Raw genomic sequence first — 25102 nt, forward strand, 5'->3', positions numbered from 1 at the left:
ACATGAAGCTCGCCTCCTACATCGGCACCCGCAAGGGCTTGATGGGCATTGGTAACGTCCTGATCCGCCTTCGCCTCGGTGGACGTGAAAGCCACAGCGAGATTGTCTTTGAACCAGGCGATGGTGTGGATCACCTGATGCCCGATGGCACCTGCCAGCCGGATGCCAATGGGGCGCTTTGGTGCTGCTCTAGTGTGGGTCTGGAGCGTATGCCCGCATGGTCTAAGCGCCGGGCGGGTCGCATCGGTGGAGTCCGCTTTAAGCGCATTGACGTATCCGGCGACCATTGGGCACTGGATGAATCCCGCGCAGATGCTTTGTTGGCTGCACAGTGGGCCAGCGACAACGAGGGCCGCTTGTACGACTGGCAAGCCATTGCGCGTTACTTGCTGTGGATTCTCCCGCCGAAGGTGTCGCGCGGCATGTGCAGCGAAGTTTGCGCGACGATGCTGGGGGTTCCTGAACCTGACGCGCATTTGTTCGACCCGCGCTTGCTGCGTGTAGCGGTGAAGCTGGGGGCAAACTGATGCCAATCATCACCATTCCCATGGCAGGGCAGTACGGCGTCATCAAAGACCAGCCGCCGCACGAGTTGCCGATAAACGCATGGTCCGACTCGGCAAACGTTCGTTTCCGTGAGAACGGGGCCGAACGATTTAAGGGTGAAAAGCAGCTATTCGACACGCCCGTGGTCACGCCGTACTGGCTGCAGGGCTACAACCAAGGCGGCAAGCGCTGGTTTGTCCATGCCGGTACGTCTGCGCTGTATGCAGATGACGGCACATCCCGCACCACGATTACCCCAGCATCTGCTCCGACAGGTGGCGTAGATGACCGCTGGACAGGTGGTGTGCTGAATGGGGTGCTGGTGGCGAATAACGGCGTCAATGTGCCCGTTGGCTGGGGTGGTACCGGTGTTGCAACCAACCTCACTGCATGGCCCGCTACGACCCGTGTAGCGTCCCTGCGGCCATACAAGAACGTACTGGTCGGCTTGGATGTGACCAAGAACGTGGGAACCACGAACAATAGGTTTCCGCATATGGTGAAGTGGTCTGATCCTGCCGTGCCTGGTGCGCTGCCTTCGTCCTACGACGAAACCGACCTGACCAAGAACGCGGGCGAAATCGACCTGGCAGAAGATCCGTCTTTGATGGTGGATCAGCTACCCCTTGCAGATGCGAACATCATCTACAAGGAAAGCTCCATGTGGTCGATGGTGCCCACTGGGAACGAACAGGTTTTCCGCTTCCAGCGCTTGCCGGGTTCGGTCGGTGCTTTGGCGCGTGGTTGCATCGTGAATACCGATGTAGGCCATGTGGTTCTCACGCCCGGTGATGTGATCGTGCACAACGGCCAAGGGCCTAAATCGATCATCACTGCAGTGCTTCGGAAATGGATCTTCAACCAGATCGACAGTACGAACCGCAAGCGCGCATTCCTCACGACGAACCCAGCAGCGAATGAAGTGTGGGTGTGCTTCCCTGAGCTTGGGAAACAAGCCTGCACGCAAGCAGCGGTGTGGAACTGGACGACCGGCGCATGGGCGATTCGCCCGCTCAACAATGTGACGTATGGCGCTGTGGGGCAGATTGACTACAACATCATCTCCACATGGGCGGCGAACGGCGATACGTGGAACGACGCAACTACCGCATGGAATCAGGACGAACTGAGCCCGGCGCAGTCTCGCTTACTCACGACCCATCTAGGCCCGTCCATTCGCGCTGTCGATGTGTCGGCAACCTTCAATGGCTCCGTGTTCACGTCAAAGCTGGAGCGCATCGGGCTTGCGTTTGATAAGCCGGATCAGGTCAAGCTCATCAAGGCCGTTTATCCCCGTATTGACGCAGCCAAAGGCACGCAAGTGCAGGTTCAAGTAGGCGGCACGAATGACGTGGAAGTGGCTCCCACATGGTCAGACCCCGTGACCTTCACTGTTGGCTCCACCTTCAAGGCAGACACCTTCGCCTCGGGCCGGTTCTTGGCGATCCGCTTTCAGTCGCTGGACAACCAGCCATGGCGCATCCGCAGCTATGACGTTGACGTGCAAATGATGGGGGGCTACTGATGGCCTACCTACCGCGAAACGTTCCACAAGACCCGGCCCAGTTGCCGGGTTTTTTCATGGTGGAGCTGGAAAACATCGCCCGCGCGATCAACACGCCAACTTTGAAGATGGAAACGCTTTACGTAGCGCCGACAAGGCCGCGTGACGGTGATCTCGCGCTAGCTGACGGGACGCTATGGAACCCCGGCTCTGGTGCTGGTTTTTACGGGTATCGCGCCGGGTCGTGGCGCTTCTTGGGATAGGAGAAAAAATGGCAGGACTTGACCCCAAAACGGGCATCTACACATATGCGGACGGCTCGACGTACCAGAACCCGCACAACTACGGAACGGCAGACAGGCCGTCATGGGCATTGACTGGCGCACAGGTGGGCTCAATGATGGGCGACCAAGGTGCAGCCGTCAACGCCGCAAATGGCTGGGATTCGCGCCCAGTTTGGCAGGGTGGCTCAGGCACGCAAGACCTGAGCGGCATCCCGGGCGGTGGTGCTGGTTCGTGGGGTGCTTCTGCGCCTGCGGGCGGTGGTGCTGGTGGTGCAGGCGTTTACAACAACAAACCTATGCAGATGGGCGGCGCACCAGGCGGGCAGGGCGGCGCAATGGGTGGTGGCGGCAGCTTCGGCGGCGCACCATCGGGGCAGAACCCTTACCTCTCGCAGATGGGTGACGTAATGGCTGGGCAGATGACCCAGAACTTCAATCGCAAGGTGATGCCGCAGATCAGTAGCCAGATGATGGCTACAGGCGGTTTCGGCGGTTCGCGTCAAGGCGTGATCGAAGCCAACGCCATGAACGACCTGAACGGCCAGATCGGCAACGCATTGACCAACCTGTACGGCCAAGGGTTCAACACCTCGCTGAACTACGACCTCGGCCTGCGCAACAACGATTTGGGCTTTGCAGGGCTTGACGCGCAGATCAACCAAAACAACTTCAACAATAGGTTAAACGGCGCGAATTTTGGTCTGGGCATCTACGACCGCCAGCAGCAGGGCAATCAAGCCGGTATCAACGCGGGCACGAACATTCAGAACACGCCGATGAATTACTGGAGCCAGTTCTCCAACCAGTACAACGGCATCGGCCAGGGTTACGGCACCACTACGGGCAGCAGCAGCCAGCAGGGCAACCCCATCATGGGTGCGCTCGGTGGTGCGCAGCTGGGCAGCCGGATCGCTGGTGGCATGGGCAACATCGGCGGCTCGTCATCTGCCACCCAAGGATGGACGTATGGCGGCAGCGGCACCAATCGCGGCCCCAGCGACAACATCGATTGGATCTACGGCTGATGCATTACACGCCTTCCACCATCCCCGCAGAAGCGGTGGATGCGCTGCGGCCTGCGTTCGACTATTGCGACGACCAGTATGTAGAAGACTGGATCGCCATGTGCAAAGAGGACAAGGCCCAGCTATGGCGTAAGGGTGACTACTGGCTGATTTCCATGGTTGTCCAGACCAAGCGCGGCCTTGCAATCGATCTCAAGTTCAGCGCAGGCGTTTACGAACCCGAACTGGTGGACGAAGCCAACGATTGGGCCAAGTCCATCGGCTGCGTTCGCTCTTACTTCTCAGGCCGCCCAGGTTGTGCGCGCCGTCGTCCCGATTACCGCATTCGTTGCGTGACAGCAGAAAAGGAACTTTGATATGCCAGGAGCAATTCTCGGCCCCGTAGCGGGCGCAGTGGTCGGCGGTTTGATGGGTGGCGATGAGGGCGGCAGCTCGCAAGCTCAGTCCAAAGAACCATGGGAGCCAGCGCGCAAGCCGCTTATCAACTCGCTCAACACCGGGCAGGACTTGGAGCGCTACTACCAGCGCAACCCGTTCAACCGCCTGCAGCAGCAGGGCTATCAAAACCTGTTCACCGACCTCGATTCGTTCCGCAACCAGATCGCGCCGGGGATGATGCAGTTTGCCAACCAGATGATGCAGTCTGACTACCAGCGCGGCCCCCGTAACTCGCAGATGGAAGCCATGCAGGGCGGCGGTGGTGGTTACGGCGGCGGCATGGGTGGTATGCAGACCAACATGAAGCAGCCCATGATGATGCAACAGGGCGGTGACGGCGTGTACGACACCAAGCCCATGGGCATGGGTGGCGGTGGCCTCATGGGTGCAATGGGTCAAGCAAGCCAGATGCAGCGCGGCGACATGAGCGGCGGGCAGAGCTTCGGCGCTGGGATGCCTGGCGGTAGTGCGTCATTCGACCAGCAAGGGCTCTTGACTGCGTTGGGCCAGGCTGGCATGGGCGGGCCTTTCCCAGCGCCTTCTAGCGGCTCCTACGGGCTTCTGGACTTCCCAGAGCTGAATCCGTTCACCTCCACAACGAACGGCATCCCCCCAACTCCGGTTGACACCAAGCCGCCCGAGAAGTCGCCCGACGACCTCGCCCGCGAAGAGTGGGAGCGCCGTCGCATCTCCGGTGAAGGCTATCGCGGCGAAGGAGCGTAAAACATGGCAGGACTTCTTGACTTCAATGCAGAGCAGCCGGGGGGCATCTTCGGCGGGCTCTTGAGCGACCCCGGCGCACGGCTGGGCCTGTCCATGCTGGCGGCATCCTCGCCCAAGCTGCGCGGGCTCAATGACGTGATGGCGAACCAAGACCGGATGCAGCAGCAGGCTTTGCAGCAGCAGTATCTGCAATCTCAAATTGATGAGAACAAGACGCAGAACAAGATGCGCGAGCAGCAGATGAAGGCGGCCACAGATAGGCAAGCGTGGGAGCAGTCTTACTACTTCGGCGAGCAGGCTCCTAATCCACAGGGCGCTGGCTACATTTCGGGCAATCAATCGAACGGGCAGGTCGCGCCAACCCTTGGCGGGAATGCTTCGCCAGTGCCGTCTGCAGGCAAGTTTGACGAATGGTCTCGCCTCTACGGAATCCCTAAAGACGCATTGATCGCTGACTGGAAGAACAACGGCGGCAAGAAAATCGCGGAAATGCTGATGCAGCGCGGCGCACCTGATATGCAGGTCACGAACGGCTACGCATACGACAAGAATCGCCTGAGCGCTGGCTATCTGCCACAGCTGAACATCAGCAACGATGGCAAGGCCACGCAAGTGCGTATTGGTCCAGACGGTCAGCCGGTGGTGTCTGCTCCACAAGGCGCGCCGGAAACCTTTGGCACGTACCAGGGCATCCAAGCTGGCATTCAGTCGGCCAACACGCCATTGAAGGTGTTCAACCCACAGACGCAGCGCGAAGAGTTTGTCCCGCAATCGACGGCTCTGCGTGGCGCTACTGCCCAGCCGCAATACTCTGGCGCTGGCTACAACGGCGGCTCTGCTGCATCCGCTGCACCTGAGCAGTTGCAGATCATGCAGAGCGAACTCAACCGCCTGCCACCTAACCACCCAGACCGGCCCGCGATCATGCGCGAGATGCAGCGGCTTGGCGGTGGGCAACAAGTTGCGCAGTCGGGCAACTTCGCAGCCGGGCCAAGTGCTGACGAAACCGCATCTGCCGAAGCTCTTAGGGCGCGCATGGTGGGCACGGCGAAGGCCGACGTAGAGCGCGATACCGGGCGGCAATCTGAGGCCAAGCGATACGGCCAACTGACGGCAGGCATTGACCGCGCGATTGATCTGCTCAACCAAGGCCCCACAGCAAGCGGCGTGGGTGCGCTGGTGGATAAGGGATTGGGTTCTGTGGGCGCTTCCACTCGCGGATCGGTGGCGGCTTCGCAGCTGGAAACGCTCTCCGGCTGGCTGGTCTCTAACGTGCCGCGCATGGAAGGCCCGCAGTCGAATGTGGACGTGCTGAACTATCAGACCATGGCGGGCACTGTGGGCGACCGCACGCGCCCCATTGCAGAGCGATTGGCCGCAGCCAAGGAAGTCAAGAAGCTGCAGGACAAATACGCATCGTTGAACGGCGGTGGCGGTGGTGGCGATGCCCCAGCCAAAGAACAACCCGCACCAGCTGCCAAGGAATTTTCCATGCTGCCCAAGGCGACAGAGTTTGACGGCAAGCGTATGCGCGCCCCTGATGGCTCTATCTATCGCAGCACCGGTGGCAAGTGGGTGAAGGAGTAAGCATGGCAGGCTACGTATTGCTAGACGACGAACCCGCCTCGGCACCCAAGCAAAAGGGCTATGTCCTGTTGGATGACGAACCCGCGCCGCAAGCGCCCGCGTTGTCACGCATGGACAAGTTTGCGCGCGGCCTGCGCGACCCCATTGACGGCGGTGCCCAGCTGCTGACCAACATGCTGCCGCGTGGCGTGGTGCAGGCTGGCAACGCGGCAAACAACTGGCTGGCCGACAAAACCGGACTGGTGGGGCGCTTGCCAGCAGGCGGTGTAGATCAGCAAGTGCGCGAGAGCGATGCCGCCTATCAGCAAGCCCGGGGCAAGGATGCTGGTTTGGATGGCTATCGCATTCTTGGCAACGTGCTGAATCCCGCGAACCTGGCGATTGGCGCAAGCCTTCCCGCTGCGGCGTCCATGGCTGGCCGTGTGGGCGTTGGTGCGCTGGGTGGTGCTGCTTCCAGTCTGCTCAACCCGGTAGCCAATGGCGACTTTACGGACGAAAAGCTCAAGCAGCTGGCAGTTGGCACGGCTGGCGGTGCCGCGGTTCCCGCGCTCACAAGTGCATTGGGTCGTGTCATCAGCCCTGCGGCCTCGCGCAATCCGCAGCTGCAAGCCCTGCGCGCAGAAGGCGTGCAACCTACGGTGGGCCAGTCTCTGGGCGGCGCATGGAATCGTGGCGAAGAAAAGCTGATGAGCCTGCCCATCATGGGCGACATGATTGCCAAGGCCCGCAGCAACGCCTTGGACGACTTCAACAACGCCGCGATCAACCGGGCAACAGCGCCCATCAATGTGAAGGTGCAAGGCACCGGGCAGCAGGCCGTAGCAGAGGCTGGGGATGCTCTCTCCAGCGCCTACAACGCAGCGCGAAACAAGCTGGGCAATTTCTCCATTGACCAGCAGGGGGCGCAAGAGATCAGCGCCGTGATGGGCATGGCGAAATCTCTGCCTAAACAAGAGCAAGCAGCCTTCAATGCGGTAGTAAACAAGATCAAGGGCGACATTTCCCCCAATGGGACAGTCACCTCGGACGTGTTCAAGCGCATTGACAGCACGCTCGGCAAAGAGGCGGCGAAGTTCTCAGGCGCTCCGGATGCCTACCAACAGCAGTTGGGTACGGCATTCCAAGAGCTGCAACGCGTGGTGGCCGAAAACGCAAAGCGCGCCAATCCTGATGCGGCGGCGCTGTTCAAAGCAGCCGATAAGGGCTGGGCCAATCTGGTTCGTCTGGAAGGCGCGTCAAAGGCGGGGATGAACAACGGCGGGGTATTCACGCCCGCTCAACTGCAAATGGCCGTGCGCCAAGCAGATCAGAGCGTTCGCGACCGGGCTACCGCGCGTGGCACTGCCTTGCTACAGGACTTGTCCGGCCCCGGTCAATCAGTGCTTGGAAACAAGGTGCCCAACAGCGCCACGGCTGATCGCCTGATGCTGGGCGCGGGCGGCCTGGGTGCTGGCTTCATCAATCCGGCGATCCCTATGGGGTTGCTGGGTGGCGCGGCGCTCTACAGCTCACCTATGCAGCGCCTGCTTGGCGCGGCGGTATCCGCTCGCCCAGGCTCTGCCGAGGCGATACGCCAATCGCTGCTCCAAGCATCGCCCGGTCTCATCCCTGCGGGCGCTCAGATGGGCCTTGGCCTTCTTGAATAGCCAAGAGTAAATCGGGATCACTGCGCCGACAGCCGCAGCGCGAACCATCTCATCAGTCGTCATGCCCGCTCCTTTGCGGGCTTTTTTTCGCCCGTACACGTCATTATCAAATGAACCTCCAAAAGTACCTAGATGCGGCAGGCGTACCGCCCACCCTGCACGAGCAGGCGCTGGAAAGCCTTGAGCGATCCCGCCAGGCATCAAAGCAGGTCACACCCTACAAGCTCTCCGCACCGTTGGTGATGGCATGGGTTGTGCCCCGCCTGCCGTGGGAAGCTGAGAACCTGCCAGCCAAGTATGCGAAGTGGGACAACGATATATCGATCAACGGCGACCCATGGGGATGGGCACAACGCCCAGACGGCTCGTGGTACCGCCCCGCACCGCTGGAAGACACGCCAGAAGCCCGCGCGAAATGCTACTGGGCAGAAGGCCACCACCCCCGCAGCAAGTGGGCCAGATACGTGTGGCTCGGCTGGCGCAACAAAGCATCCAAGCTCGCGCACGACCTCGGCGAACCTATGGGCGCACCTATCAGCACATGGGGCGATGAAGAAGTCTCCCGCGCAAACCCCGGCGTGTGCGTGTACCGCATGGGTGAGTGCTGGCAAATCATGAGCGTAGAGCGCAAGACATTTGCGGTGCGATTACCGAAAAAATGGTGGGATCCGTGGGCGGGCGAATGGGTGATGCACGTCTGGCTTGATCTTGTCATCCGTCGCAATGTCGGCTGGAAGATCAACAACGTTCTGCACAACCAGCACACGATTGCAAATCTGACTTGGCTTCCCTGGAGCCTCCTGAAACGGAAGGCGACCGATGCCGCTTGATGACGACTTTGAACAGCACTTCGCCCGCGAACTCGCAGAAGGTGACAAGCGCATGAACTCGCTCACGGATGAAGTGACGGCGATCAAGCTGGAGCAGGCGCAGTTCCGCGTTTTACTCAAAGAGAACACGGACGCTACCAACTCCATCAAAGCTGATACAGCCGAGCTTCTGGAGGCTTTCCACAGCTTCAAGGGCGCGCTCAAGGTGTTGGAGTGGATCGGCAAGGCAGCAAAGCCTATCGGGTACATCGTGGGGATGGGGGCGTCCATTGCAGCGTTCTGGACAGCAATCAAGAGCGGGGTTAGCCCGAAATGACGCCGCGCCAGAAGCTCGCCGCAAAGATCGGTGCGGGTGCTGTTGCGCTCGCTGTACCGCTGGTTGTGCATTTCGAGGGATACGTCCCATGGGTGCATCGTGACCCGATAGGCCGTCTTGCTGCGTGCTACGGGCATGACGATCAGACGATGACGCTGGGCAAGCGCTTCACTGCTGCTGAGTGCCAGGCCATGCTGGATGAGGATTTGCTCAAACACGCCGCCGCCCTTGATTGCGTCAAAACACCGATGACCGAAGGCCAGCGCGCCGCATTCCTGTCGTTCGCCTTCAACGTGGGCAACGGCAATTTCTGCAAGTCCACGCTAGTCCGCAAGGCTAATGCAGGCGACATGCGCGGCGCTTGCGCTGAGCTATCCCGCTGGACCTATGCCGGGGGGAAGGAACTGCCCGGGCTGGTGCGCAGACGGGCGGCAGAGCGGGTCATGTGTGAGGGGAAATCATGATCTACACCTACGCCGCCACAGCCATTGCAGCCGCAGCTATCGGCTTCGGTGGTGCATGGCATACCCAAGCCTGGCGCTATGACGCGCAGCTATCCAAGCTCCACGCGCAGCACGCCAGCGAATCAGCCAAGGCCGAAGCCGCTACACGCGCACAGGAAGCCTCATTCAACCAACGACTACATGACGCACAAAATGCCGCTACCAAACGCGAAACGAAGCTGCGCGCTGATGCTGATGCTGCCCGCCGTACTGTTGATGGGCTGCGCGGCACCCTCTACCAATTCCGCGCCAGTCTCCCCAAAGCTTCCACAGCCGCCCTCATTGCGCGAGCCGACACCGCTGCAGAGCTATTCGGAGCGTGCGTCAACGAATATCGAAGCGTGGCGGAATCGGCTGATCGGCACGCTGCAGACGCAGTGATGATGCTTGAGGCTTGGCCTAAGTAGCCTCTGGCGGTGGTGGCAGCGGCATCCAGTGGGTGGGTTGGCACCGGTCTTGATATGGGTTTGAATTCACCAGCACCCAGCATGAAACACCCCAGCCCTCTGCGTCGTACCACGCAACGACGACGCTGCCGCTCTTTTGATTGTGGACGTAATCCTCCCACTGATACGTACCGTGCGCCAGGATATGCGTGCCATCCTTTGGCGCTGTCTCTATCGGTTGCCATTCCATATCAATTCCTTTGTGCTTGGCCCTCACAGGCGCGCTGAAATCTGCTGGTAAATATTTGGACAACTGGGTGCATTTCACGCACCTGACGCGCTCCATGCACAGCAAAGAATCGTTATCTGGTGCGGCTTCCCTGCTATCACTATTGACGACAATCTAACTCGAAATCAGGCGTGGTAGCAGTATCACCGTGGGTTCGAATCCCACCCTCTCCGCCAGTATCAAGGCCCGGTAGCTATTTAATCGATAGCACCGGGTCTTTTTCTTTGGGCGCTGCCTGGGGTTGTCTGGCCAATCGCGCGGCCATGTCGGCGGTTGCAGCGTGACCGTGCCGACTTGTCGCCGTGCGGTCAAGCCGTGGCGTGCAGCTGCAGTACCCGTTGTCGCAGTGCTTCAGCGGCTGGTCCAAGGATACGGTCGCGCCGCTGCAGCAGGCCCAGGGTACGCCACAGGTCGGGGTCGATGAGGGGCACTCCGCAGACGACGGAATGCTCCGGTGGCAGCGCCAGCTGCGGCAGAACGGCCAGCCCGAGTCCGCCTTCCACCAGTGCCAACGCCCCCGCTACATGGTTGCATTCGTACCAGGCCACCGGTGGGTCGGCCAGGTCGGCGGTGGCTTGGTCCAGCAACAGGCGGTTGGCGCTATCGCGCGATACCGACACCAGGCGCTGACCGGCGAGATCGGCCCAGGCGATTTCCTTGCGCTTTGCCCAGCGGTGGCTGCGCGGCATGGCCAGTACGTAGCGTTCGCGGGTCAGCGCTTCAAAACGCAGCGCCGACTCCTGGCTGCCGGTAAAGCTCAACCCGAAGTCCGCTGCACCCTGCATGACTGCATCCAGCACCTGGCGGGCGCTCTCATCCATCACATGCACCTGCACTTCGGGCTGTGCCACGGCAAACGCGCGCAAGACGCGGGGCAACACGTGGCTTGCGACCGAGGGGATGCACGCCACGGTCACGCGTCCCCGGCGCAGGTGGACCTGGTCGTTGACACGTTGCACCGCCAGGTCCAGCCCGGCCAGTGCGGAACGCGCCTCGTGCAGAAACTCCTGACCTACGGCTGTCAGTTCGACACTTCGGGTGGTGCGCTCCAGCAGTCGCACGCCCAAGGCCGATTCCAGCCGTTCCACACGGCGACTCAGTGCCGGTGCCGACAGGAACAACGCGTCTGCCGCAAGCCGAAAACTCGATTTTTCTGCGGTGACCACAAAAGCCTGCAATTCGCCCAGATCGAATTTGATGCGTTGCATGCAATAGTTCCTTCAAAAGTTGCAATTCACAGATCATTGTGCCGTACCTAGACTGGCGTTCTTTCGCTAGGCCGACCGTGTTTTGGCCGCTTCTGGAAACCACTATGCAACGACGTTCCCTGATCGCAGCCGCCGCTTTCGCCGCCACTGTTCCACTGGCCCATTCAGCCGCACAGGCGCAAGACTTTCCCCCGAAGAAGCCCGTCACCCTGGTGGTGGGTTTTGCCGCGGGTGGCTCTGCCGACAGCGCCGCACGGGTGATCGCCAAGAAACTGGGGGAGAACATTGGCCAGAGCGTCGTGGTGGACAACAAACCCGGAGCTGGCGGCAACCTGGCCCATGCGCAGGTGGCCGGTGGCGCTGCGGACGGCTCGGTGCTGCTGTTCGGGTCCATCGGGCCGCTCACCATTGCGCCGCATTTCATGAACGTTCGGTACGACCCGCTCAGGGATCTTGCGCCCATCACCATGGGGGTCAGTTTCCCCAACGTGCTGGTGGTGCCGGCCAGCACGGGCATCAAGACACTGGGTGAATTCGTGGCCCGGGCAAAGCGCGAACCCGGCAAGTTGGACTTTGCTTCCACCGGTCCGGGCTCTGCCTCGCACCTGGCCGGGGAACTGCTCAACGACGTGGCGAAGATTGATACCGTGCATGTGCCCTACAAAGGCGGCGCACCCGCGTTGCAGGACGTGCTGGGCGAGCGTCTCACCTCCTTTTACGCGGCGCCTCCAACCGCCTTGCCCCATATTGAGTCGGGCAAGCTCATTCCCCTGGCCACTACGGGCCTGACCCGCCCCGCCTACCTGCCCAATGTACCCACGGTGGCCGAAATGTTCCCAGGCTTCAACGCGACCAACTGGTACGCGTTCGTGGCGTCGGCCAAGACGCCCAAGCCGTTGCTGGACCGCTGGAACCAGGAGCTGGTGAAGGTCCTGAATACCCCCGAAGTGCGCGAAAGTCTGCTCAAGCATGGCCAGACGGCTGCACCGGGAACCCGTGACGAGCTGGGCAAATTCATTGCTGCAGAACACGCCAAGTGGGGCCGCATCGTCCGCGAACGCAAGATCACCGCCGACTGAAGCCACTTGGCGCCAAACACATGACAACGATCCGGAGACAACACATGACCGCCGTGAAAACCACCTCTCTCATTGCCATGGCCATGCCACGCCGCAGGATGCTCAACGCCCTGCTGGGCACCATGCTCGGCGTGGGGCTTGCGCTGGCAGGTGCCGCGCCCTCCGGCGCGCGTGCCGCAGAAATACGCGTGGTCACTTCAGGCGGCTTTTCGGCCGCCTACGATCAGCTGATTCCGCTCTACGAGCAGGCCACGGGCCACAAGGTAGTGACGGAGCGGGGTGCGTCGCTGGGCAATGCGCCTGACTCCATCCCCAGCCGTTTTGCCCGCAATGAGCAGTTCGACATCGTCATCCTGGCCGACTCGGGACTTGAAGCACTGATCGGCCAGGGCAAGGTGGTGCAGGGCAGCCGCGTGGACCTCGCCCGCTCGATGATCGGCATGAGCGTGCGCAAGGGCACTCCGAAGCCTGACATCAGCACTGTGGAAGCCCTGAAACAGACCTTGCTGAACGCGAAGTCCATCGCCTACTCGGCCAGCGCAAGCGGCGTGTACCTCTCTACAGAACTGTTCCCGCGCCTGGGTGTGGCAGAGCAGATCAAGGACAAGGCTACCAAGATCTTCAGCGAGCGCGTGGGCGCAGTGGTGCTGCGCGGCGATGCCGAGATCGGGTTTCAGCAGGTCAGCGAGCTGCTTCCCTTCAAGGAACTCGACTTTGTGGGCCCGTTGCCCGATGAAGTGCAGCAGCGCGTGTTCTTCTCGGCAGGCATCGCTGCGGGTTCCCGCAGTCCTGACGCGGCACGCCATCTGATCCGCTTTCTCGCCGCGCCGGCCGCAGCGCCGATCATCCGCAGCACTGGCATGGAGCCACCTGCCGCTCGCTGAGCGTCAGGGCAGGGCGCCCTTGATGCAAGGGGGCGCCGGCGCGCCAGTCAAGGCGCTTGCCGGTGCGCCATCCCACGCCATACCCCCAGAAGAAAACGCATCAGCCGTCAAGCGCATTGGCAGGGCACCGCGCGGCCTTGCTTTGCGCTCGCATCACCACCACGACAGAGACCCCATGACACCTCACACTTTTGCCCTGGCTGCCGCGCTGTGCGCGCCAGCTCTTGCGTTGGCCCAGGCCGGCCCCACGATCTATGGCGTTGTCGACGCCAGTGTGCGACATACCTCCGGGCTGACCCAGACCAACACCCCCAGCGCCGCGGCGTCAACCGGTCTTGCCAGCGGGGTCAACTCCACAAGCAGGCTCGGATTTCGCGCCCGCGAGGACCTGGGTGGTGGCCTTTACGCGATCATCAACCTCGAAACCGGGCTGAACATCGACACGGGCGGTACAGCCAACGCCAACAAATTCTTCGATCGGGCGTCTGTCGTTGGCGTCGGGTACTCCTGGGGCCAGGTGACTGCGGGGCGTCAGACCAACGTGCTGGCCGATGCCATCAGCCCGGTGGATGCCGTGGGCATGCGCTTTGCGTCCTTCAACCCCAATATCGCGACGGCCGCACTGAGCGCTCACGGCCTTGGCCTTGAATATGGCGCTGCCGGATCCTCCACTGGTTCCTACCGCCTTGATAATTCGCTCAAGTACGCCGGGAAGATCGGTCCCGTCACCGCACGCGTGATGTACAGCTTCGGAGAAAACGCGGGTGCTGGCTCGGCCCAGTCGTCTGTGGGCGCCGGCCTGGCATACGCCGCGGATGGCTGGGTTGTGTCAGGTGCCTACCAGCGCTTCAAGACTTCCCGTGACCTTGAACTGCAGGCCGCTACCCTGGGCGCTGCCTACCAGCTTGGAAGCATCCGGCTTGCGGTCAACACGGCCCGCAGCGAAGCGGCTACCTCGGCAAGCGCCACCACCGTACAGCGCGTGCATTCAGCGGGTGCTACCTGGGCAGCGACCGATATGGTGGACCTCACGGCTGCTGTGTACCGGCTTGAACGTGCGCGGACCGGCCTGAAGGGCGACGGGTATACCCGTGCCATCCTGTTTGCCGAGTACAAGCTCTCGCGTCGTACGAAGCTGTATGCCGAGCTGGACCGTACCCGCTGGCAGGGTGGCTACCAGGGGGCCGCTGCCAAAACGGGCGGAACAGGTGTTTCTGGCGGGTTGGTGCATACGTTCTAGGCAGGCAGCCGGTATCGGGTATAGATGAGTGCATCGCCATCCGGCGAGTGCGCCCGGATCAAGCTGCCGGTCAGGTGTTGTCTGGACGGGTCGCCAGATCTACGGCGGTCGCCGCGCGCGTCTGCACCGGGTCACAGGCAGGGCGTGATGGAGCTGCGTGCAGCAATCACTCCGGCATGGCGTGCACCTGGGCCGCCGGCAGCAGCACCCGAAACTCCGCCCCGTGGCCCGGTTCACTCGCCACTTCCAGGGCGCCGCCGTGGCGCACGATCACCGTGCGCACCAGCGCAAGCCCAAGGCCTACCCCGCCGATGGTGGGATGGCTGCGGTCGTGCAGACGCTGGAACGGTGTGAACAGACGGCCTTGCAGTGCGGGGTCGATTCCCGGCCCTTCATCGCGCACCGACACCGCCCATTGGTCCGGCAAGGCCTCGATCGCGCATCGGATGGTGCCGTTGTCAGGGCTGAACTTGACGGCGTTGTGCAGCACGTTGGTGAGTGCCCGCCCCAGCAATGCACGGTCGCCGGTGATGGGCGCGTACTCCGGTGTGCTCTCGATCGTGATGCGCACCGACCGGCTGCGCGCCAGCGCCCACATGTCGTCCACTGTTTCGGCCAGCAAGGCCGTCAGGTCCAGCGGGGCCATGCGGTAGTCCTGCGACTGGGCGCTGGCCAGCTGCACAAAGTTCTCTGCCATGTCCAGCGAGGCGCGGGCGTAGCGCTCAATGCGCTGCATCAGTTCGTCTCCGTCCATGCGGTCCGGGTAGGCGCGCTGCATTTCCAGCAGGGTCAGGATCGATGAATTCGGGGCACGGATGTCGTGCGAGATGAAGTGCAGAGCCTCGTCGCGCTGGCGCAGGGCGTTGCGCATCTCGGTCAGGTCGACCAGCGTGATGAGCCACGCAGCCTGAGCGGACGCGCTGAAGGGGCGGCACTGCACCAGCAGGCTTTTGCCCTGGGCGTCGATGGCATCCGTCTGTGGGGGCATGTCTGCGGCCTGCAGGCGCTCCAGTCTGAAGACGGGTTCACGCGATGTGGTGTCCACCAGCTCGTGCAGCAGGTCCACTACCGACTGTCCGCGCAACGGCCGCCCCTGTGCGCTGGCGGCGTATTCATGGGCCGCCCGGTTGGCCAGCAGGATGCCGCCGCCCTCGTCGCACACCAGCGTCGGCGATGGCAGCTGTTGCAGACTGTCGCTGACAAAGTGGTGCAGCTCGCGCAACTGGCGCGACGCCCGCTCCACCGCATTGATGCGCCGCTCCAGCAGATCGCTGGCGTCTTGAGGGCGCTTGCGCAGTCGCATACCGAGGCCTTCGGCCTTCAGCCGGTCCATCTCCATCTGCAGGAAATCAGCCGCGGCATTGAGCCTGCGCCAGCTCCATAGCGGGTAGGCCAGCACTATGCCTGCCAGCGCGGCGGCCGGGGCAAACTGCACCCCGGCCCAGCGGGCCAGGGCCATGCTCAGCAACAGGGTGCCCACTGCCAGCACGGCACTGCCTGCCATCGCTGCAAAGGGGCCCGCGACCAGCAGCAGCACCATGGCACACAGCACAGGCACCAGGCTGAACAACAGGTTGCCGACGGTGGTGGCGGGTTGTACGTGCAGGCCCGCAAGGCGTGCGTCCAGCACATGGGCTACCACCTCCACCCCCGGCATCAGGCGCGACTGCGCGCTGGTGGGCGTGGCAAACATGTCGCCCAGCCCGGATGCCGATGCGCCCAACAGCACGTATTTGCCCTTGAACGCATCCGCCGGGATGGCCCCGCGCAGCACGTCGATGTAGGAGTACGCAGGGAAATGCGACGGCCCGCCGGCGTAGTTGATCAGCGTGCGTCCGGTACGCTGCCAGCTGCCGAGGGCGCCAGCGGCTTCCGGGGCGCTTGTTGCCTGCGGCTTGCACGGCTGGCCGCCCACGGGGGTCTGTTGCGCCACGCAATGCAGTGCCGCGCTGAAGTGCTGCCACGGTGCAGCCGCCGGGCCCTCCTGCAGGTACAGGCTGCGCACCACGCCGTCGGTATCGGGCGCCACATGCACATGGCCCAGCGCCGCCGCCGCATCTGCAAAGGCCGGCAACGGCAGGTCTGACGTGTCGCCCGCAGGGCCGTATTCGCGCCGCAACACGGGCAGCACGACCCGGCCACTGCTGCGGATGGCGTTTGCCAGCAGCAGGTCATCCTGCGGGTAGTCGAGGTCTTCGTCGTTGAAGAGCACATCGAACCCGATGGCGCGCGGGCCCTGTGCGTCAATGCGGCGGATGGCCTCAGCATGCAGTGCGCGCCGCCACGGCCAGCGACCAATGGCAGCAATGCTCTGGTCGTCGATCGCCACCACCACGATGTCGGGCTGCGCGGTCCTGGTCAGGAAGCGCGTTCCGGCATCGTGCAGCACATGGTTGGCGCGGTCCAGGTTGCCGGGCAGGCTCAGCCATGCCACCAGCGCCAGCAGCACGGCCGACAGCAGTGTCCATTCCAGGCGGCGCCGGTGGCTACGGGTGCGTGCGATGTCCGTCATCGGTCCGTGCCAAGCTCCGGACGAACACAGCGGCCTGGCCGGGCGATCAGTTCTGTCATCAGGGCCGCCGTACCGGGTCGCCCCCCTGGGTGGACAGCGGCAGACCGAAGGCGGTGCTCAGCCCGGTGCCCACACGCACCTTGCGTGCCGGAGAGAATTCGCTTTGCAGCCCGGTAGGGTCCAGCACCTGGATGCGCACCAGGTATTCGCCTGCAGGCAGCTCGCCCGCAGCCCAGGTGGGGCTATCGAGTTCGGTGTCCTGCACCAGCGTCTTGAAGTCCGGGTGCGCGGCAGCGGCCAGTTGCAGCCGGAACCGCTGGCCGGGCTGCGCTGGCCAGTGCAGGCTCACGCGCGTGCCGCCATCGTTGGCATCCAGGGCGTTGGACGACATCGCGGGCGGCCGGTCGGCTACCGTGAAGGCCTGCGGCGGTGCAAACGGCCCCTGGTCGGCGGCGCCGCCGGGCAGTTCTGCCACGCTGGCTGCGCGCCAGAAGTAGCTGCCCTTGGGCAGCGCGCCCAGCTCCAGCCTGCACTGGGCCAGCCGGGGCTCATCGCGCACGATGCCCGAAAAAGCGGCGTCGGTAGCCACCTGCAGGCGGTACCAGCGGGCGCCGGCCACTTCGGTGCATTCGAGCACGCTGGCACCGGCAGCCACCACCGCGCCCGGTGCGGGCTGCTGGTACAGAGGGGGCGCCGGCTGGGTTTTCACGGTGAAGGCGCGCGTGGCCGGCAGGCCGGCAATGCCCGCGTCATCCAGCGCACGCACCATCAGGTAGTAGCGCCCGTCTTCCAGGGCCCGAAACCGCAGCTCACCGTTGCTGAAGCGGCCCTGGCGCAGCACCTGCCGAAAGGCTTCGTCCCGGGCCACCTGGGCTTCGTAGCGCAGCGCGCCGGGCAGCGCAGGCACGCTCAGCGCCAGGATGCCGGCGTCGCTCACCATCTCGGGAATCTGCGATACGTCGGGGGCGGCCAGTAAAGCCCGCGGTGTGCCCAGCTTGCCGTCGGCCGCCACAGCCAGCCCCTGGCCCATGGCCAGGGCGACGCCGGCAGACGGGTCGTGCGGCAGCCCTGCAGGCGCAGCGGCATCGCGTGCCTGCACCCCCACAGTCCCTTCCAGCACCGACGCCGTGGTCTGGCCCGTTTCCCCCATGGCAATGCCAAACCGGGTGCCGCGCACGCTGGTGATGGCCAGGGGCGTGCGGACCTCGAAGCGCCGCGGGCCTGCGGCGGGCTGCACGGCTGACTCCACGGCGCCGCTGCGCATCTCCAGTACGGCCTGCACACTGCCCGCGCGGCCGCGCCGCCGCAGCTGGCGCAGCACGACATCCGACTGCGACTGGATCCGCACCACCGTTCCGTCGGCCAGGGCCACGGTCACGAAGGCATCGGGTGCCACATTCAGTGCCGTGCCTTCTTCAAGCTTCTGGCCCGCAGCAATGGCCGCTGCAGCGGTAGCCCCCGGGGCACGCGCCGTCGCGGTGCCCTGTACAAAATCCACGGTGGCCGATGACTGCGGCTGCAGCCGCACCGGGATCCACACGACCGAGCCGGGTTTGAGACGCCGTGCGTCGTGCAGCTTGTTGCGTGACTGCAGCAGGGGCCACAGGCGTGGGGCGTCCAGGTAGGTGGCGGCCAGCCCCTCCAGCGTGTCGCCCGGTTTCACGATGTGCGCGATCTCATCCGTTTGAACCGGGTCCGTGGCGGGAGCGGCGGGAGCCGGTGATGCGGTTGCCCATGCCGCGTGTGTCAGCAGCACCGCGGCTGCGGCGACGAGGGGCCATGGGGCCCGGCCTGGGTGATGGACTGCCAACGCGAATCTCCTTCATGCCGCGGGGCGGCAAGTGGGCGGCTGGACGGGCAGGGGTGCCGGGTGACCGCCTGTGTGTGGTTGTGTGGGATGTTAGGGCTTGTTTCGTGCGCTCAGCTGACTGCATGCAGGAAGATGCCGGCCGCCATGCGTTGACCACGGTAGCCCGCGCGGTGCAATCCGAACCTGCCCGTGGCCAGGCAGGTGATGGTCACACGGCTTCCACTGCCTCAAAGCGGTAGCCCACGCCGTACACGGCGGTGACGATGTAGCCGTTGCCCGGGCGCAGGTCCAGCAGCGTGCGCAAACGCGAAATGTGGGTGTCCAGCGATCGCGACATCACATCGGCAGTCTGCCCCCAGACGATTTCGCGCAGATGGTCGCGTGACAGCAGGCGGCCCATGTTCTGGAACAGGAACAGGGCCAGTTCGTACTCGCGGTTCTTCAGTTCGACAGGTGCACCGTCCATCTCGATGGAGCGGGTCTCGGGCAGGAAGCGGTAGCGGCCAAAATCGACCACGCCGCCGGTGTTGTCCGGGTAGGCGCGGCGCAGCAGTGCTGTCACGCGCGCCTTGAGCTCGCCGATGCGCACGGGTTTGACCATGAAATCGTCTGCACCGCTGCCCAGCCCTTCCACGATGTCGCGCTCTTCCTGGCGGTGCGTGACGAAGAGGATGGGAAGCTTCGCATCAACTTGCTGGCGTACCCAGCGCACCACTTCCGGTCCCGTGGTGTCGGGCAGCTGCCAGTCAATGATGAGCAGATCGAAAGTCTGGCGGCGAAGCTCGCGCAGCAGCTCGGCGCCACTGCAGTGGGTATGGCATACATGCCCCATCGCTTCAGTGGCCTGCCTGATCAAGTCCAGCTGAAGCGCATCGTCGTCCAGTGCGGCTATGCGCATGTTCTCCCCTTCGGAATGCAATCGCGGATTATTGCGACATGGCCGCGCTGCCTCGCTCGGGCGGGCGCGGGTTGACAGTTGTTGACGCTGTATCGTGGCAGAACTGCATCAAAAACTATTGGCACCATGGTGCCAATAGTCCCTGCCGTGGTGCGGGGAGGCGCGGTTACCGGTGCGGTGGTGCGACGGACACTGCTGGCGTGACCGCGGCCTCGCGCAGCAGCCGGATGCCGACCAGGGTGTAGCGCGTTCCCGGACTGTTCCAGTTGCGATAGCCGCAACGCGCATAGAAGGCCCAGGTGTGCCACGAGCCGCCGCGGCGCACCCGCACCGAGCCATCGGCCGGGCCCTGGGGGTCGGCGGCTGGCGATTCGGCGTAGTAGGTGTCGCCATGCCAGTCCGACACCCATTCCCAGGCATTGCCCAGCATGTCGTGCAGGCCAAAGGCATTGGGCGCGTAGCTGCCCACCGGGGATGTGAAGGCATGGCCGTCGCTGGCAGCCAGTGCGTGCTGCTGCCAGCGCGGCCAGAACGGTACCGCTTCGCGGTCGAAGGTGTTGCCGTGCCGGGTCAGCGCCTGCGGATCGTCGCCATGCGGGTAGCGCGTACGGGTTCCGGCGCGGCAGGCGTACTCCCACTCGGCTTCGGTGGGAAGGCGGTAGCGTTGGCCCTCGGTGCGGCTGAGCCAGGCCGCCAGGGCCTGCGCGTCGTTCCAGGTCACATTGACCACCGGATGGTCATCGGTCTGCGCAAAGCCCGGGTTGGCCCACGAGTAGCGCGGGTCGCGGCCCTCGAATGCATCGCCGCGCGCCGAGGCAGCCGGGTCGTACTGCGCGTTGTAGCCGTAGCCCCCCGTGCCGTCGGCCACCGATTCGGGCTGGTAGCCCGAGGCCGCCAGAAACCGGCGGAACTGCCCCACCGTGACCTCGTGCTGACCCAGGTAAAAGGGGCGGCTGATGCGTACCGTGTGCGCCGGGCCTTCGTCGGTCAGCTCGGTAAAGCGCTGGTTCTCCAGCAGCGGAAAGGCCTGCGCCAGCACTTGCGGGCTTTCAGGGCCGCCCATGGTGAAGCTGCCTGCGGGCACCCACACAAATCGCATGCCCAGGGAATTGGTCCAGGTGCCCGCCTGCACAGCCACCGCAGCAGAGGCTGCGGGGGCAGCAGGTGCAGGCTGCGTCGTTGTCTGCCCTGCCTGCTGTGCAAGCGTTACCGCAGGGCAGGTAGCCAGTGCCAACGCCGCCAGAACGCCCGTACGCAGGCCTGCAAAACGCAGATGGCCTGCCCGCCGGTGACGGGGAGCCATCACGGCCGGCGGTCTGGCGCTTCGCTCACGCATTCGAATATCAGCCGCGAGCCATCGTCGCGCAGCAGCTTGGGGAAGAGGGCAAGCTGCTGGCATTCGCGCGTGGCAGCCGCATAGGCGGGGGCGGTGTCGCGGCCGTACACGGGCACGCTGAAGGTGCGGTCGCGCCCGGAAGCCATGGGCCCCGACGGGTAGTGCCCGCCCGAGGCATTGCAGCCCGCCAGCACGGCAGAAACACACAGCAGGGATGACAGGGTCAGCAGTTTCATGGGCAGCTCCGGTAGAAGGCGGCCAGTTTACGCACAAGCGAGGCGGGGGCCCCGCCGACGAGCGATATCAGACAGGGACGGCGCCGGTGCCAGGGCCTGTGGGTGCGCAGCGAGGCCGTACCCTGCCTCGGCCCTCTGCGGTGCGGGCCGGGCGGGTCGCGCGGGTCGCGGCGGCGGCAAGCGGCTGTTGGCCGGTCTTTGGGCGCCACTTTCAGGTGTTTTAGCCCGCTAGCCCTAAATTTACTTGCCTGTTTTGCTATAAAAAATATAGCACACCGGATCAGGTGGCAGACGCCGAGTCCGCCAGTGCCTGCAGCGCGGCCAGCACATCGGCCTGCTCCACGCCGTCCACCGGGGCCAGGCGCGGGGCCAGCGCCTGCAGCGCGCCCGCGGCATCCTTTTGCAGCTGGCCGATGGCCTGGCCGGCGTCCTTGGGCGCGTCAAAACCGGTGCTTTGCAGCAGCAGCCGCCCGTCGGCCGCCACCAGCTTGAAATGGAACTTGCCGTCGGCCTCGCGGTACTGCTTGAATAACGGCAGTGCTGCCTTGGCTGCCTTCGCAGGCTTGGTGGCTGTGCTGGCCTGCACCAGGCTGCGCAGGCCCACGGCGCTGCGCAGCTCGCGCATGAACGGGGTGGCCAGCGTGCGGGCGCGCTCGGCCCCCGCCAGCAGCGTCTGCTCGATGCGGGCGGGGTTATTGATCAGTTCTTCGTACTGCGCGCGCATGGGGGCGATCACCTGGTCCACGCGTTCGAGCAGCAGCTCCTTGGCGTCGCCCCAGGCCATGCCGTCGGCATACGCCTTGCGGAGGGCCGCGGTCTCGTCGGGCGTGGCAAAGGCCTGGTAGATCTGGAACAGCGCCGAGCCCTCGACCTCTTTGGGCTCGCCGGGAGCACGCGAGTCGGTCAGGATGGAGCCAATCAGCTTTTTCAGCTGCGCGCGCGAGCTGAACAGCGGGATGGTGTTGTCGTAGCTCTTGCTCATCTTGCGGCCATCCAGCCCGGGCAGCGTGGCCACATGGTCGTCGATGGCGGCTTCAGGCAGCACGAAATGCTCGCCATACAGGTGGTTGAAGCTGGCGGCCATGTCGCGCGCCATCTCGATGTGCTGGATCTGGTCGCGGCCCACGGGCACCTTGTGCGCCTTGAACATCAGAATGTCGGCGCCCATGAGCACGGGGTACATGAACAGGCCCGCCGTCACGCCGTCGTCCTGCTCGCGGCCCGCCGCGGTGTTCTTGTCCACGCTGGCCTTGTAGGCGTGGGCGCGGTTGAGCACACCCTTGCCGGTCACGCAGGTCAGCAGCCAGGTCAGCTCCGGAATCTCGGGGATGTCGGACTGGCGGTAGAACGTGACCTTGTCCGGGTCAAGCCCGGCGGCCAGCCAGCTGGCGGCGATCTCCAGCGTGGAGCGCTGGATGCGCACCGGGTCCTCGCACTTGATGAGTGCGTGGTAGTCGGCCAGGAAGTAAAAGCTCTGCACTCCGGGCTGCAGGCTGGCCGCCACCGACGGGCGGATGGAGCCGACGAAGTTGCCCAGGTGGGGCGTGCCGGTGGTGGTGATGCCGGTGAGAAAGCGCGTGGTACTCATGGAAACAGGGGCAGTAGTCAGTCAGCAGAAAAGAAGCAGCGGTGGCGTGCGCAGGCCGTATGGGGCGTCAGCGCAGCAGGGCCGTGATGGGCGTGAGCAGTACGTTGATCACGCCATAGCCCAGGCTCATCAGCGGGCGCAGCCACAGTGTGCCCACCACGCCGGCAATCACCAGGCCCATCACGATGAAGAAGCCCCAGGGCTCGATGCGCGACACCATGTGCGCCTGCTTCCAGGGCAACAGGCCCACCAGAATGCGGCCGCCATCGAGCGGCGGCAGTGGAAACAGGTTGAAGGCCCACATCACCAGGTTGACCAGCACGCCGGCGCGCGCCATCTCGATGAAAAAGCGCTCGTCCACGCCGAAGCCCACCAGCGACACCAGCACGATGGCCCACGCAATGGCCTGGATGAAGTTGGACGCCGGCCCGGCCAGCGCCACCCACACCATGTCGCGCTTGGGGTTGCGCAGGTTGCCGAAGTTGACGGGCACCGGTTTGGCGTAGCCGAACAGGAAAGCGCCCGACGTGGCGAAGTACAGCACGATGGGCATCAGGATGGTGCCGATGGGGTCGATGTGCTTGATGGGGTTGAGCGTGATGCGGCCCAGCATGTACGCCGTGTTGTCGCCAAAGTGGCGCGCGGCGTAGCCATGGGCTGCCTCGTGCACGGTGATGGCGAACAGCACGGGCAGTGCGTAGATGAGAACGGTCTGGATGAGGTTGGAGGTGTCCACGCCGGGATTGTCTCAGACGCCCGGCGCGGCCACAGCGCTTTCGGCGCCGGTAGCCGCGCAGCCGGGCTGTGGGCAGGCCATGCGAAGGCCGCGGGCAGGCAATGGTGTGGGTTTTACGTATGGCCCCCTGTACCTGTCGCGCCCATGATCGGCGGGACGCCCTGCGACCGCTACAGTGTGGCAGCCGCCATCACGGGGTGCCATGCCTGCAAGGCAGCGCCCGCCTGCGCCGCGCTGCACCCTGCCTCAGGCCGCGCGCGCCTGCATACACACTTCTGGAGATACCGGTGTTGAACCATCTGAAAATCGGAACGCGGCTGACGCTGGCGTTTGGCAGCCTGGCGCTGCTGGTGGCCTTGATGATGGGCAGCGCGCTGTCCGGCATTGCCGATGCGGAGCGGGCGCTTACCCAGGCGGGCACATCGGCCCCCGCGGTGGCACCGCAGGCTGTGGTGGCGCAGCTGCAGGGCGCACGGCTATGGGTCATCGGCACGGGATGCGCGGTCTTTGCGCTGGCGCTGTTCGCTGTGTTCAGCTTGCGCAGCAGCATCGTGGCGCCGCTCAACCAGGCTCTGCTGATTGCCGAAACGGTGGCCTCCGGCGACCTGAGCCAGGAGTTCGAGTCCGATCTGAAGGGCGATTTTGGCCGCCTGCTGGGGGCGCTGGGTACCATGGAAGACACGCTCACCGACCTGGTCACGCGCATCAAGCAAAGCACCGATGCCATCAGCGCATCGGCTGTGGACATCGACCACGGCAATACCGATCTGTCGCGCCGTGCCGAAGACCAGGTGGCATCGCTCACCGAAACCGCCACCAGCATGGGCCAGCTCACGGCCACCGTGCGCGAGAACGCCGAGCGCGCCACTTCGGCCAGCGGCCTTGCCGTCAAGGCATCGGCCATTGCCGAGCAGGGCGGTGTGGCGGTGGGCGAGGTGGTGCAGACCATGCAGGCCATCAGCAGCAGCTCGCGCAAGATCGTGGACATCATCCAGGTGATCGAAGGTATCGCCTTCCAGACCAACATCCTCGCCCTGAATGCCGCTGTGGAAGCCGCCCGCGCTGGCGAGCAGGGCCGCGGCTTTGCCGTGGTGGCCAGCGAGGTGCGCAGCCTGGCCGGGCGCAGCGCCGAGGCCGCCAAGGAGATCAAGGCGCTGATCAGCGCGTCGGTCGAACAGGTGGAAAGCGGCGCAGGCCAGGTCGGCCAGGCCGGGCGCACCATGCAGGAAATCGTGAGTGCTGTGGGGCAGGTCAGCGGCCTGCTGGGCGAAATCTCCAGCGCGCTGCGCGATCAGAGCAGCGCCATCGGCCATGTGAACGACGCGGTTTCGCACATGGACGGCACCACGCAGGAAACAGCTGCGCTGGTGCAGCATGCGGTGGGTACCGCCACGGCCTTGTCTGCACAGGCGCGCGAGCTGCAGCAGGCGGTGGGCGCGTTTCGCCTTTAAGGGCGCAGCCACGTTCCAGGGCCGCAACGACCCAGCCGTCGGGTCGG

The 25102-nt window shown here is 64.3% G+C and carries 24 protein-coding genes; 15 read left to right on the forward strand and 9 right to left on the reverse strand.

What is annotated here, in order from left to right; translation table 11 throughout:
• The first annotated feature begins 2 nt into the window (after window positions 1-2).
• From ACTPOI_RS15445 to ACTPOI_RS15495, 11 genes are all read left to right on the forward strand, one after another.
• On the forward strand, window positions 3-527 hold the full coding sequence (locus ACTPOI_RS15445) for a hypothetical protein (protein WP_440110333.1): 525 nt from the start codon (window positions 3-5) through the stop codon (window positions 525-527).
• Window positions 527-2071: a hypothetical protein gene (locus ACTPOI_RS15450; protein WP_440110335.1), complete on the forward strand. Its 1545-nt coding sequence runs from the start codon at window positions 527-529 to the stop codon at window positions 2069-2071. The genes ACTPOI_RS15445 and ACTPOI_RS15450 overlap by 1 nt, the downstream gene beginning before the upstream one ends.
• Window positions 2072-2321: 250 nt before the next feature.
• Window positions 2322-3359 carry a hypothetical protein gene (locus ACTPOI_RS15455; RefSeq protein WP_440110337.1) on the forward strand — a complete coding sequence of 346 codons (1038 nt, stop codon included), beginning with the start codon at window positions 2322-2324 and terminating at the stop codon, window positions 3357-3359.
• Entirely contained in the window at window positions 3359-3715 is a 357-nt protein-coding gene (locus tag ACTPOI_RS15460; RefSeq protein ID WP_440110339.1) for a hypothetical protein, read from the forward strand. The genes ACTPOI_RS15455 and ACTPOI_RS15460 overlap by 1 nt, the downstream gene beginning before the upstream one ends.
• Window position 3716: 1 nt before the next feature.
• Window positions 3717-4520, forward strand: a complete 804-nt coding sequence (locus ACTPOI_RS15465; protein ID WP_440110341.1) for a hypothetical protein — start codon at window positions 3717-3719, stop codon at window positions 4518-4520.
• 93 nt (window positions 4521-4613) lie between these two features.
• Entirely contained in the window at window positions 4614-6107 is a 1494-nt protein-coding gene (locus ACTPOI_RS15470) for a hypothetical protein (RefSeq protein ID WP_440110343.1), read from the forward strand.
• A gap of 2 nt (window positions 6108-6109) precedes the next feature.
• Window positions 6110-7753 carry a hypothetical protein gene (locus ACTPOI_RS15475; RefSeq protein ID WP_440110345.1) on the forward strand — a complete coding sequence of 548 codons (1644 nt, stop codon included), beginning with the start codon at window positions 6110-6112 and terminating at the stop codon, window positions 7751-7753.
• Window positions 7754-7863: 110 nt separating this feature from the next.
• Complete coding sequence (locus ACTPOI_RS15480) at window positions 7864-8583, forward strand: hypothetical protein (protein ID WP_440110347.1); 720 nt, start codon at window positions 7864-7866, stop codon at window positions 8581-8583.
• The gene (locus ACTPOI_RS15485; protein ID WP_440110349.1) at window positions 8573-8899 is read left to right on the forward strand and encodes a hypothetical protein; all 327 of its coding nucleotides are present in this window, start codon (window positions 8573-8575) and stop codon (window positions 8897-8899) included. Before ACTPOI_RS15480 ends, ACTPOI_RS15485 begins: the two co-directional genes overlap by 11 nt.
• Complete coding sequence (locus ACTPOI_RS15490) at window positions 8896-9363, forward strand: lysozyme (protein ID WP_440110351.1); 468 nt, start codon at window positions 8896-8898, stop codon at window positions 9361-9363. The genes ACTPOI_RS15485 and ACTPOI_RS15490 overlap by 4 nt, the downstream gene beginning before the upstream one ends.
• Window positions 9360-9809, forward strand: a complete 450-nt coding sequence (locus ACTPOI_RS15495; RefSeq protein WP_440110353.1) for a hypothetical protein — start codon at window positions 9360-9362, stop codon at window positions 9807-9809. The genes ACTPOI_RS15490 and ACTPOI_RS15495 overlap by 4 nt, the downstream gene beginning before the upstream one ends.
• On the opposite strand, the gene ACTPOI_RS15500 is transcribed toward ACTPOI_RS15495, so the two are convergent.
• A complete protein-coding gene (locus tag ACTPOI_RS15500; RefSeq protein ID WP_440110355.1) occupies window positions 9802-10134 on the reverse strand; it encodes a DUF551 domain-containing protein in 333 nt (110 codons plus the stop codon). The genes ACTPOI_RS15495 and ACTPOI_RS15500 overlap by 8 nt on opposite strands.
• A 251-nt stretch (window positions 10135-10385) precedes the next feature.
• Window positions 10386-11285 carry a LysR family transcriptional regulator gene (locus ACTPOI_RS15505; protein WP_440110357.1) on the reverse strand — a complete coding sequence of 300 codons (900 nt, stop codon included), beginning with the start codon at window positions 11283-11285 and terminating at the stop codon, window positions 10386-10388.
• Between the two features lie 104 nt (window positions 11286-11389).
• Between ACTPOI_RS15505 and ACTPOI_RS15510 the strand changes: the two genes are divergently transcribed.
• From ACTPOI_RS15510 to ACTPOI_RS15520, 3 genes are all read left to right on the forward strand, one after another.
• Entirely contained in the window at window positions 11390-12364 is a 975-nt protein-coding gene (locus tag ACTPOI_RS15510) for a Bug family tripartite tricarboxylate transporter substrate binding protein (protein ID WP_440110359.1), read from the forward strand.
• Window positions 12365-12408: 44 nt separating this feature from the next.
• Entirely contained in the window at window positions 12409-13248 is an 840-nt protein-coding gene (locus ACTPOI_RS15515) for a substrate-binding domain-containing protein (RefSeq protein WP_440110361.1), read from the forward strand.
• A gap of 175 nt (window positions 13249-13423) precedes the next feature.
• A complete protein-coding gene (locus tag ACTPOI_RS15520; RefSeq protein WP_440110363.1) occupies window positions 13424-14488 on the forward strand; it encodes a porin in 1065 nt (354 codons plus the stop codon).
• 166 nt (window positions 14489-14654) lie between these two features.
• Here the strand turns inward: ACTPOI_RS15520 and ACTPOI_RS15525 are convergent, their stop codons facing one another.
• The 7 genes from ACTPOI_RS15525 to ACTPOI_RS15555 all read right to left on the reverse strand — a co-directional run bounded on the left by ACTPOI_RS15525 (window position 14655) and on the right by ACTPOI_RS15555 (window position 23604).
• Window positions 14655-17000 carry a CHASE2 domain-containing protein gene (locus ACTPOI_RS15525; protein ID WP_440110365.1) on the reverse strand — a complete coding sequence of 782 codons (2346 nt, stop codon included), beginning with the start codon at window positions 16998-17000 and terminating at the stop codon, window positions 14655-14657.
• 58 nt (window positions 17001-17058) lie between these two features.
• On the reverse strand, window positions 17059-18810 hold the full coding sequence (locus ACTPOI_RS15530) for a FecR family protein (RefSeq protein WP_440110367.1): 1752 nt from the start codon (window positions 18808-18810) through the stop codon (window positions 17059-17061).
• Between the two features lie 208 nt (window positions 18811-19018).
• Window positions 19019-19708, reverse strand: coding sequence for a response regulator transcription factor (locus tag ACTPOI_RS15535; RefSeq protein WP_440110369.1), 690 nt, complete (start codon window positions 19706-19708; stop codon window positions 19019-19021).
• Between the two features lie 166 nt (window positions 19709-19874).
• A complete protein-coding gene (locus ACTPOI_RS15540; protein ID WP_440110371.1) occupies window positions 19875-21011 on the reverse strand; it encodes a formylglycine-generating enzyme family protein in 1137 nt (378 codons plus the stop codon).
• Window positions 21011-21280, reverse strand: a complete 270-nt coding sequence (locus tag ACTPOI_RS15545; RefSeq protein ID WP_440110373.1) for a hypothetical protein — start codon at window positions 21278-21280, stop codon at window positions 21011-21013. The genes ACTPOI_RS15540 and ACTPOI_RS15545 overlap by 1 nt, the downstream gene beginning before the upstream one ends.
• A gap of 280 nt (window positions 21281-21560) precedes the next feature.
• Window positions 21561-22868 (reverse strand): tryptophan--tRNA ligase, encoded by a 1308-nt coding sequence (locus ACTPOI_RS15550; RefSeq protein WP_440110375.1) that lies wholly within the window; start codon window positions 22866-22868, stop codon window positions 21561-21563.
• 67 nt (window positions 22869-22935) lie between these two features.
• Window positions 22936-23604 carry a site-2 protease family protein gene (locus ACTPOI_RS15555; RefSeq protein ID WP_440110377.1) on the reverse strand — a complete coding sequence of 223 codons (669 nt, stop codon included), beginning with the start codon at window positions 23602-23604 and terminating at the stop codon, window positions 22936-22938.
• 287 nt (window positions 23605-23891) lie between these two features.
• Between ACTPOI_RS15555 and ACTPOI_RS15560 the strand changes: the two genes are divergently transcribed.
• Window positions 23892-25055 carry a methyl-accepting chemotaxis protein gene (locus tag ACTPOI_RS15560; protein ID WP_440110378.1) on the forward strand — a complete coding sequence of 388 codons (1164 nt, stop codon included), beginning with the start codon at window positions 23892-23894 and terminating at the stop codon, window positions 25053-25055.
• Window positions 25056-25102 lie beyond the last annotated feature (47 nt).

The sequence above is a fragment of the Acidovorax sp. BL-A-41-H1 genome, assembly GCF_051942715.1.

Coding starts and splice junctions, on each gene's coding strand:
- ACTPOI_RS15445 (WP_440110333.1), top strand. CDS start 3: ATGAAGCTCGCCTCCTACATCGGCACCCGCAAGGGCTTGATGGGCATT.
- ACTPOI_RS15450 (WP_440110335.1), top strand. CDS start 527: ATGCCAATCATCACCATTCCCATGGCAGGGCAGTACGGCGTCATCAAA.
- ACTPOI_RS15455 (WP_440110337.1), top strand. CDS start 2,322: ATGGCAGGACTTGACCCCAAAACGGGCATCTACACATATGCGGACGGC.
- ACTPOI_RS15460 (WP_440110339.1), top strand. CDS start 3,359: ATGCATTACACGCCTTCCACCATCCCCGCAGAAGCGGTGGATGCGCTG.
- ACTPOI_RS15465 (WP_440110341.1), top strand. CDS start 3,717: ATGCCAGGAGCAATTCTCGGCCCCGTAGCGGGCGCAGTGGTCGGCGGT.
- ACTPOI_RS15470 (WP_440110343.1), top strand. CDS start 4,614: ATGCTGGCGGCATCCTCGCCCAAGCTGCGCGGGCTCAATGACGTGATG.
- ACTPOI_RS15475 (WP_440110345.1), top strand. CDS start 6,110: ATGGCAGGCTACGTATTGCTAGACGACGAACCCGCCTCGGCACCCAAG.
- ACTPOI_RS15480 (WP_440110347.1), top strand. CDS start 7,864: ATGAACCTCCAAAAGTACCTAGATGCGGCAGGCGTACCGCCCACCCTG.
- ACTPOI_RS15485 (WP_440110349.1), top strand. CDS start 8,573: ATGCCGCTTGATGACGACTTTGAACAGCACTTCGCCCGCGAACTCGCA.
- ACTPOI_RS15490 (WP_440110351.1), top strand. CDS start 8,896: ATGACGCCGCGCCAGAAGCTCGCCGCAAAGATCGGTGCGGGTGCTGTT.
- ACTPOI_RS15495 (WP_440110353.1), top strand. CDS start 9,360: ATGATCTACACCTACGCCGCCACAGCCATTGCAGCCGCAGCTATCGGC.
- ACTPOI_RS15500 (WP_440110355.1), bottom strand. CDS start 10,134: ATGGAGCGCGTCAGGTGCGTGAAATGCACCCAGTTGTCCAAATATTTA.
- ACTPOI_RS15505 (WP_440110357.1), bottom strand. CDS start 11,285: ATGCAACGCATCAAATTCGATCTGGGCGAATTGCAGGCTTTTGTGGTC.
- ACTPOI_RS15510 (WP_440110359.1), top strand. CDS start 11,390: ATGCAACGACGTTCCCTGATCGCAGCCGCCGCTTTCGCCGCCACTGTT.
- ACTPOI_RS15515 (WP_440110361.1), top strand. CDS start 12,409: ATGACCGCCGTGAAAACCACCTCTCTCATTGCCATGGCCATGCCACGC.
- ACTPOI_RS15520 (WP_440110363.1), top strand. CDS start 13,424: ATGACACCTCACACTTTTGCCCTGGCTGCCGCGCTGTGCGCGCCAGCT.
- ACTPOI_RS15525 (WP_440110365.1), bottom strand. CDS start 17,000: ATGACGGACATCGCACGCACCCGTAGCCACCGGCGCCGCCTGGAATGG.
- ACTPOI_RS15535 (WP_440110369.1), bottom strand. CDS start 19,708: ATGCGCATAGCCGCACTGGACGACGATGCGCTTCAGCTGGACTTGATC.
- ACTPOI_RS15540 (WP_440110371.1), bottom strand. CDS start 21,011: ATGGCTCCCCGTCACCGGCGGGCAGGCCATCTGCGTTTTGCAGGCCTG.
- ACTPOI_RS15545 (WP_440110373.1), bottom strand. CDS start 21,280: ATGAAACTGCTGACCCTGTCATCCCTGCTGTGTGTTTCTGCCGTGCTG.
- ACTPOI_RS15550 (WP_440110375.1), bottom strand. CDS start 22,868: ATGAGTACCACGCGCTTTCTCACCGGCATCACCACCACCGGCACGCCC.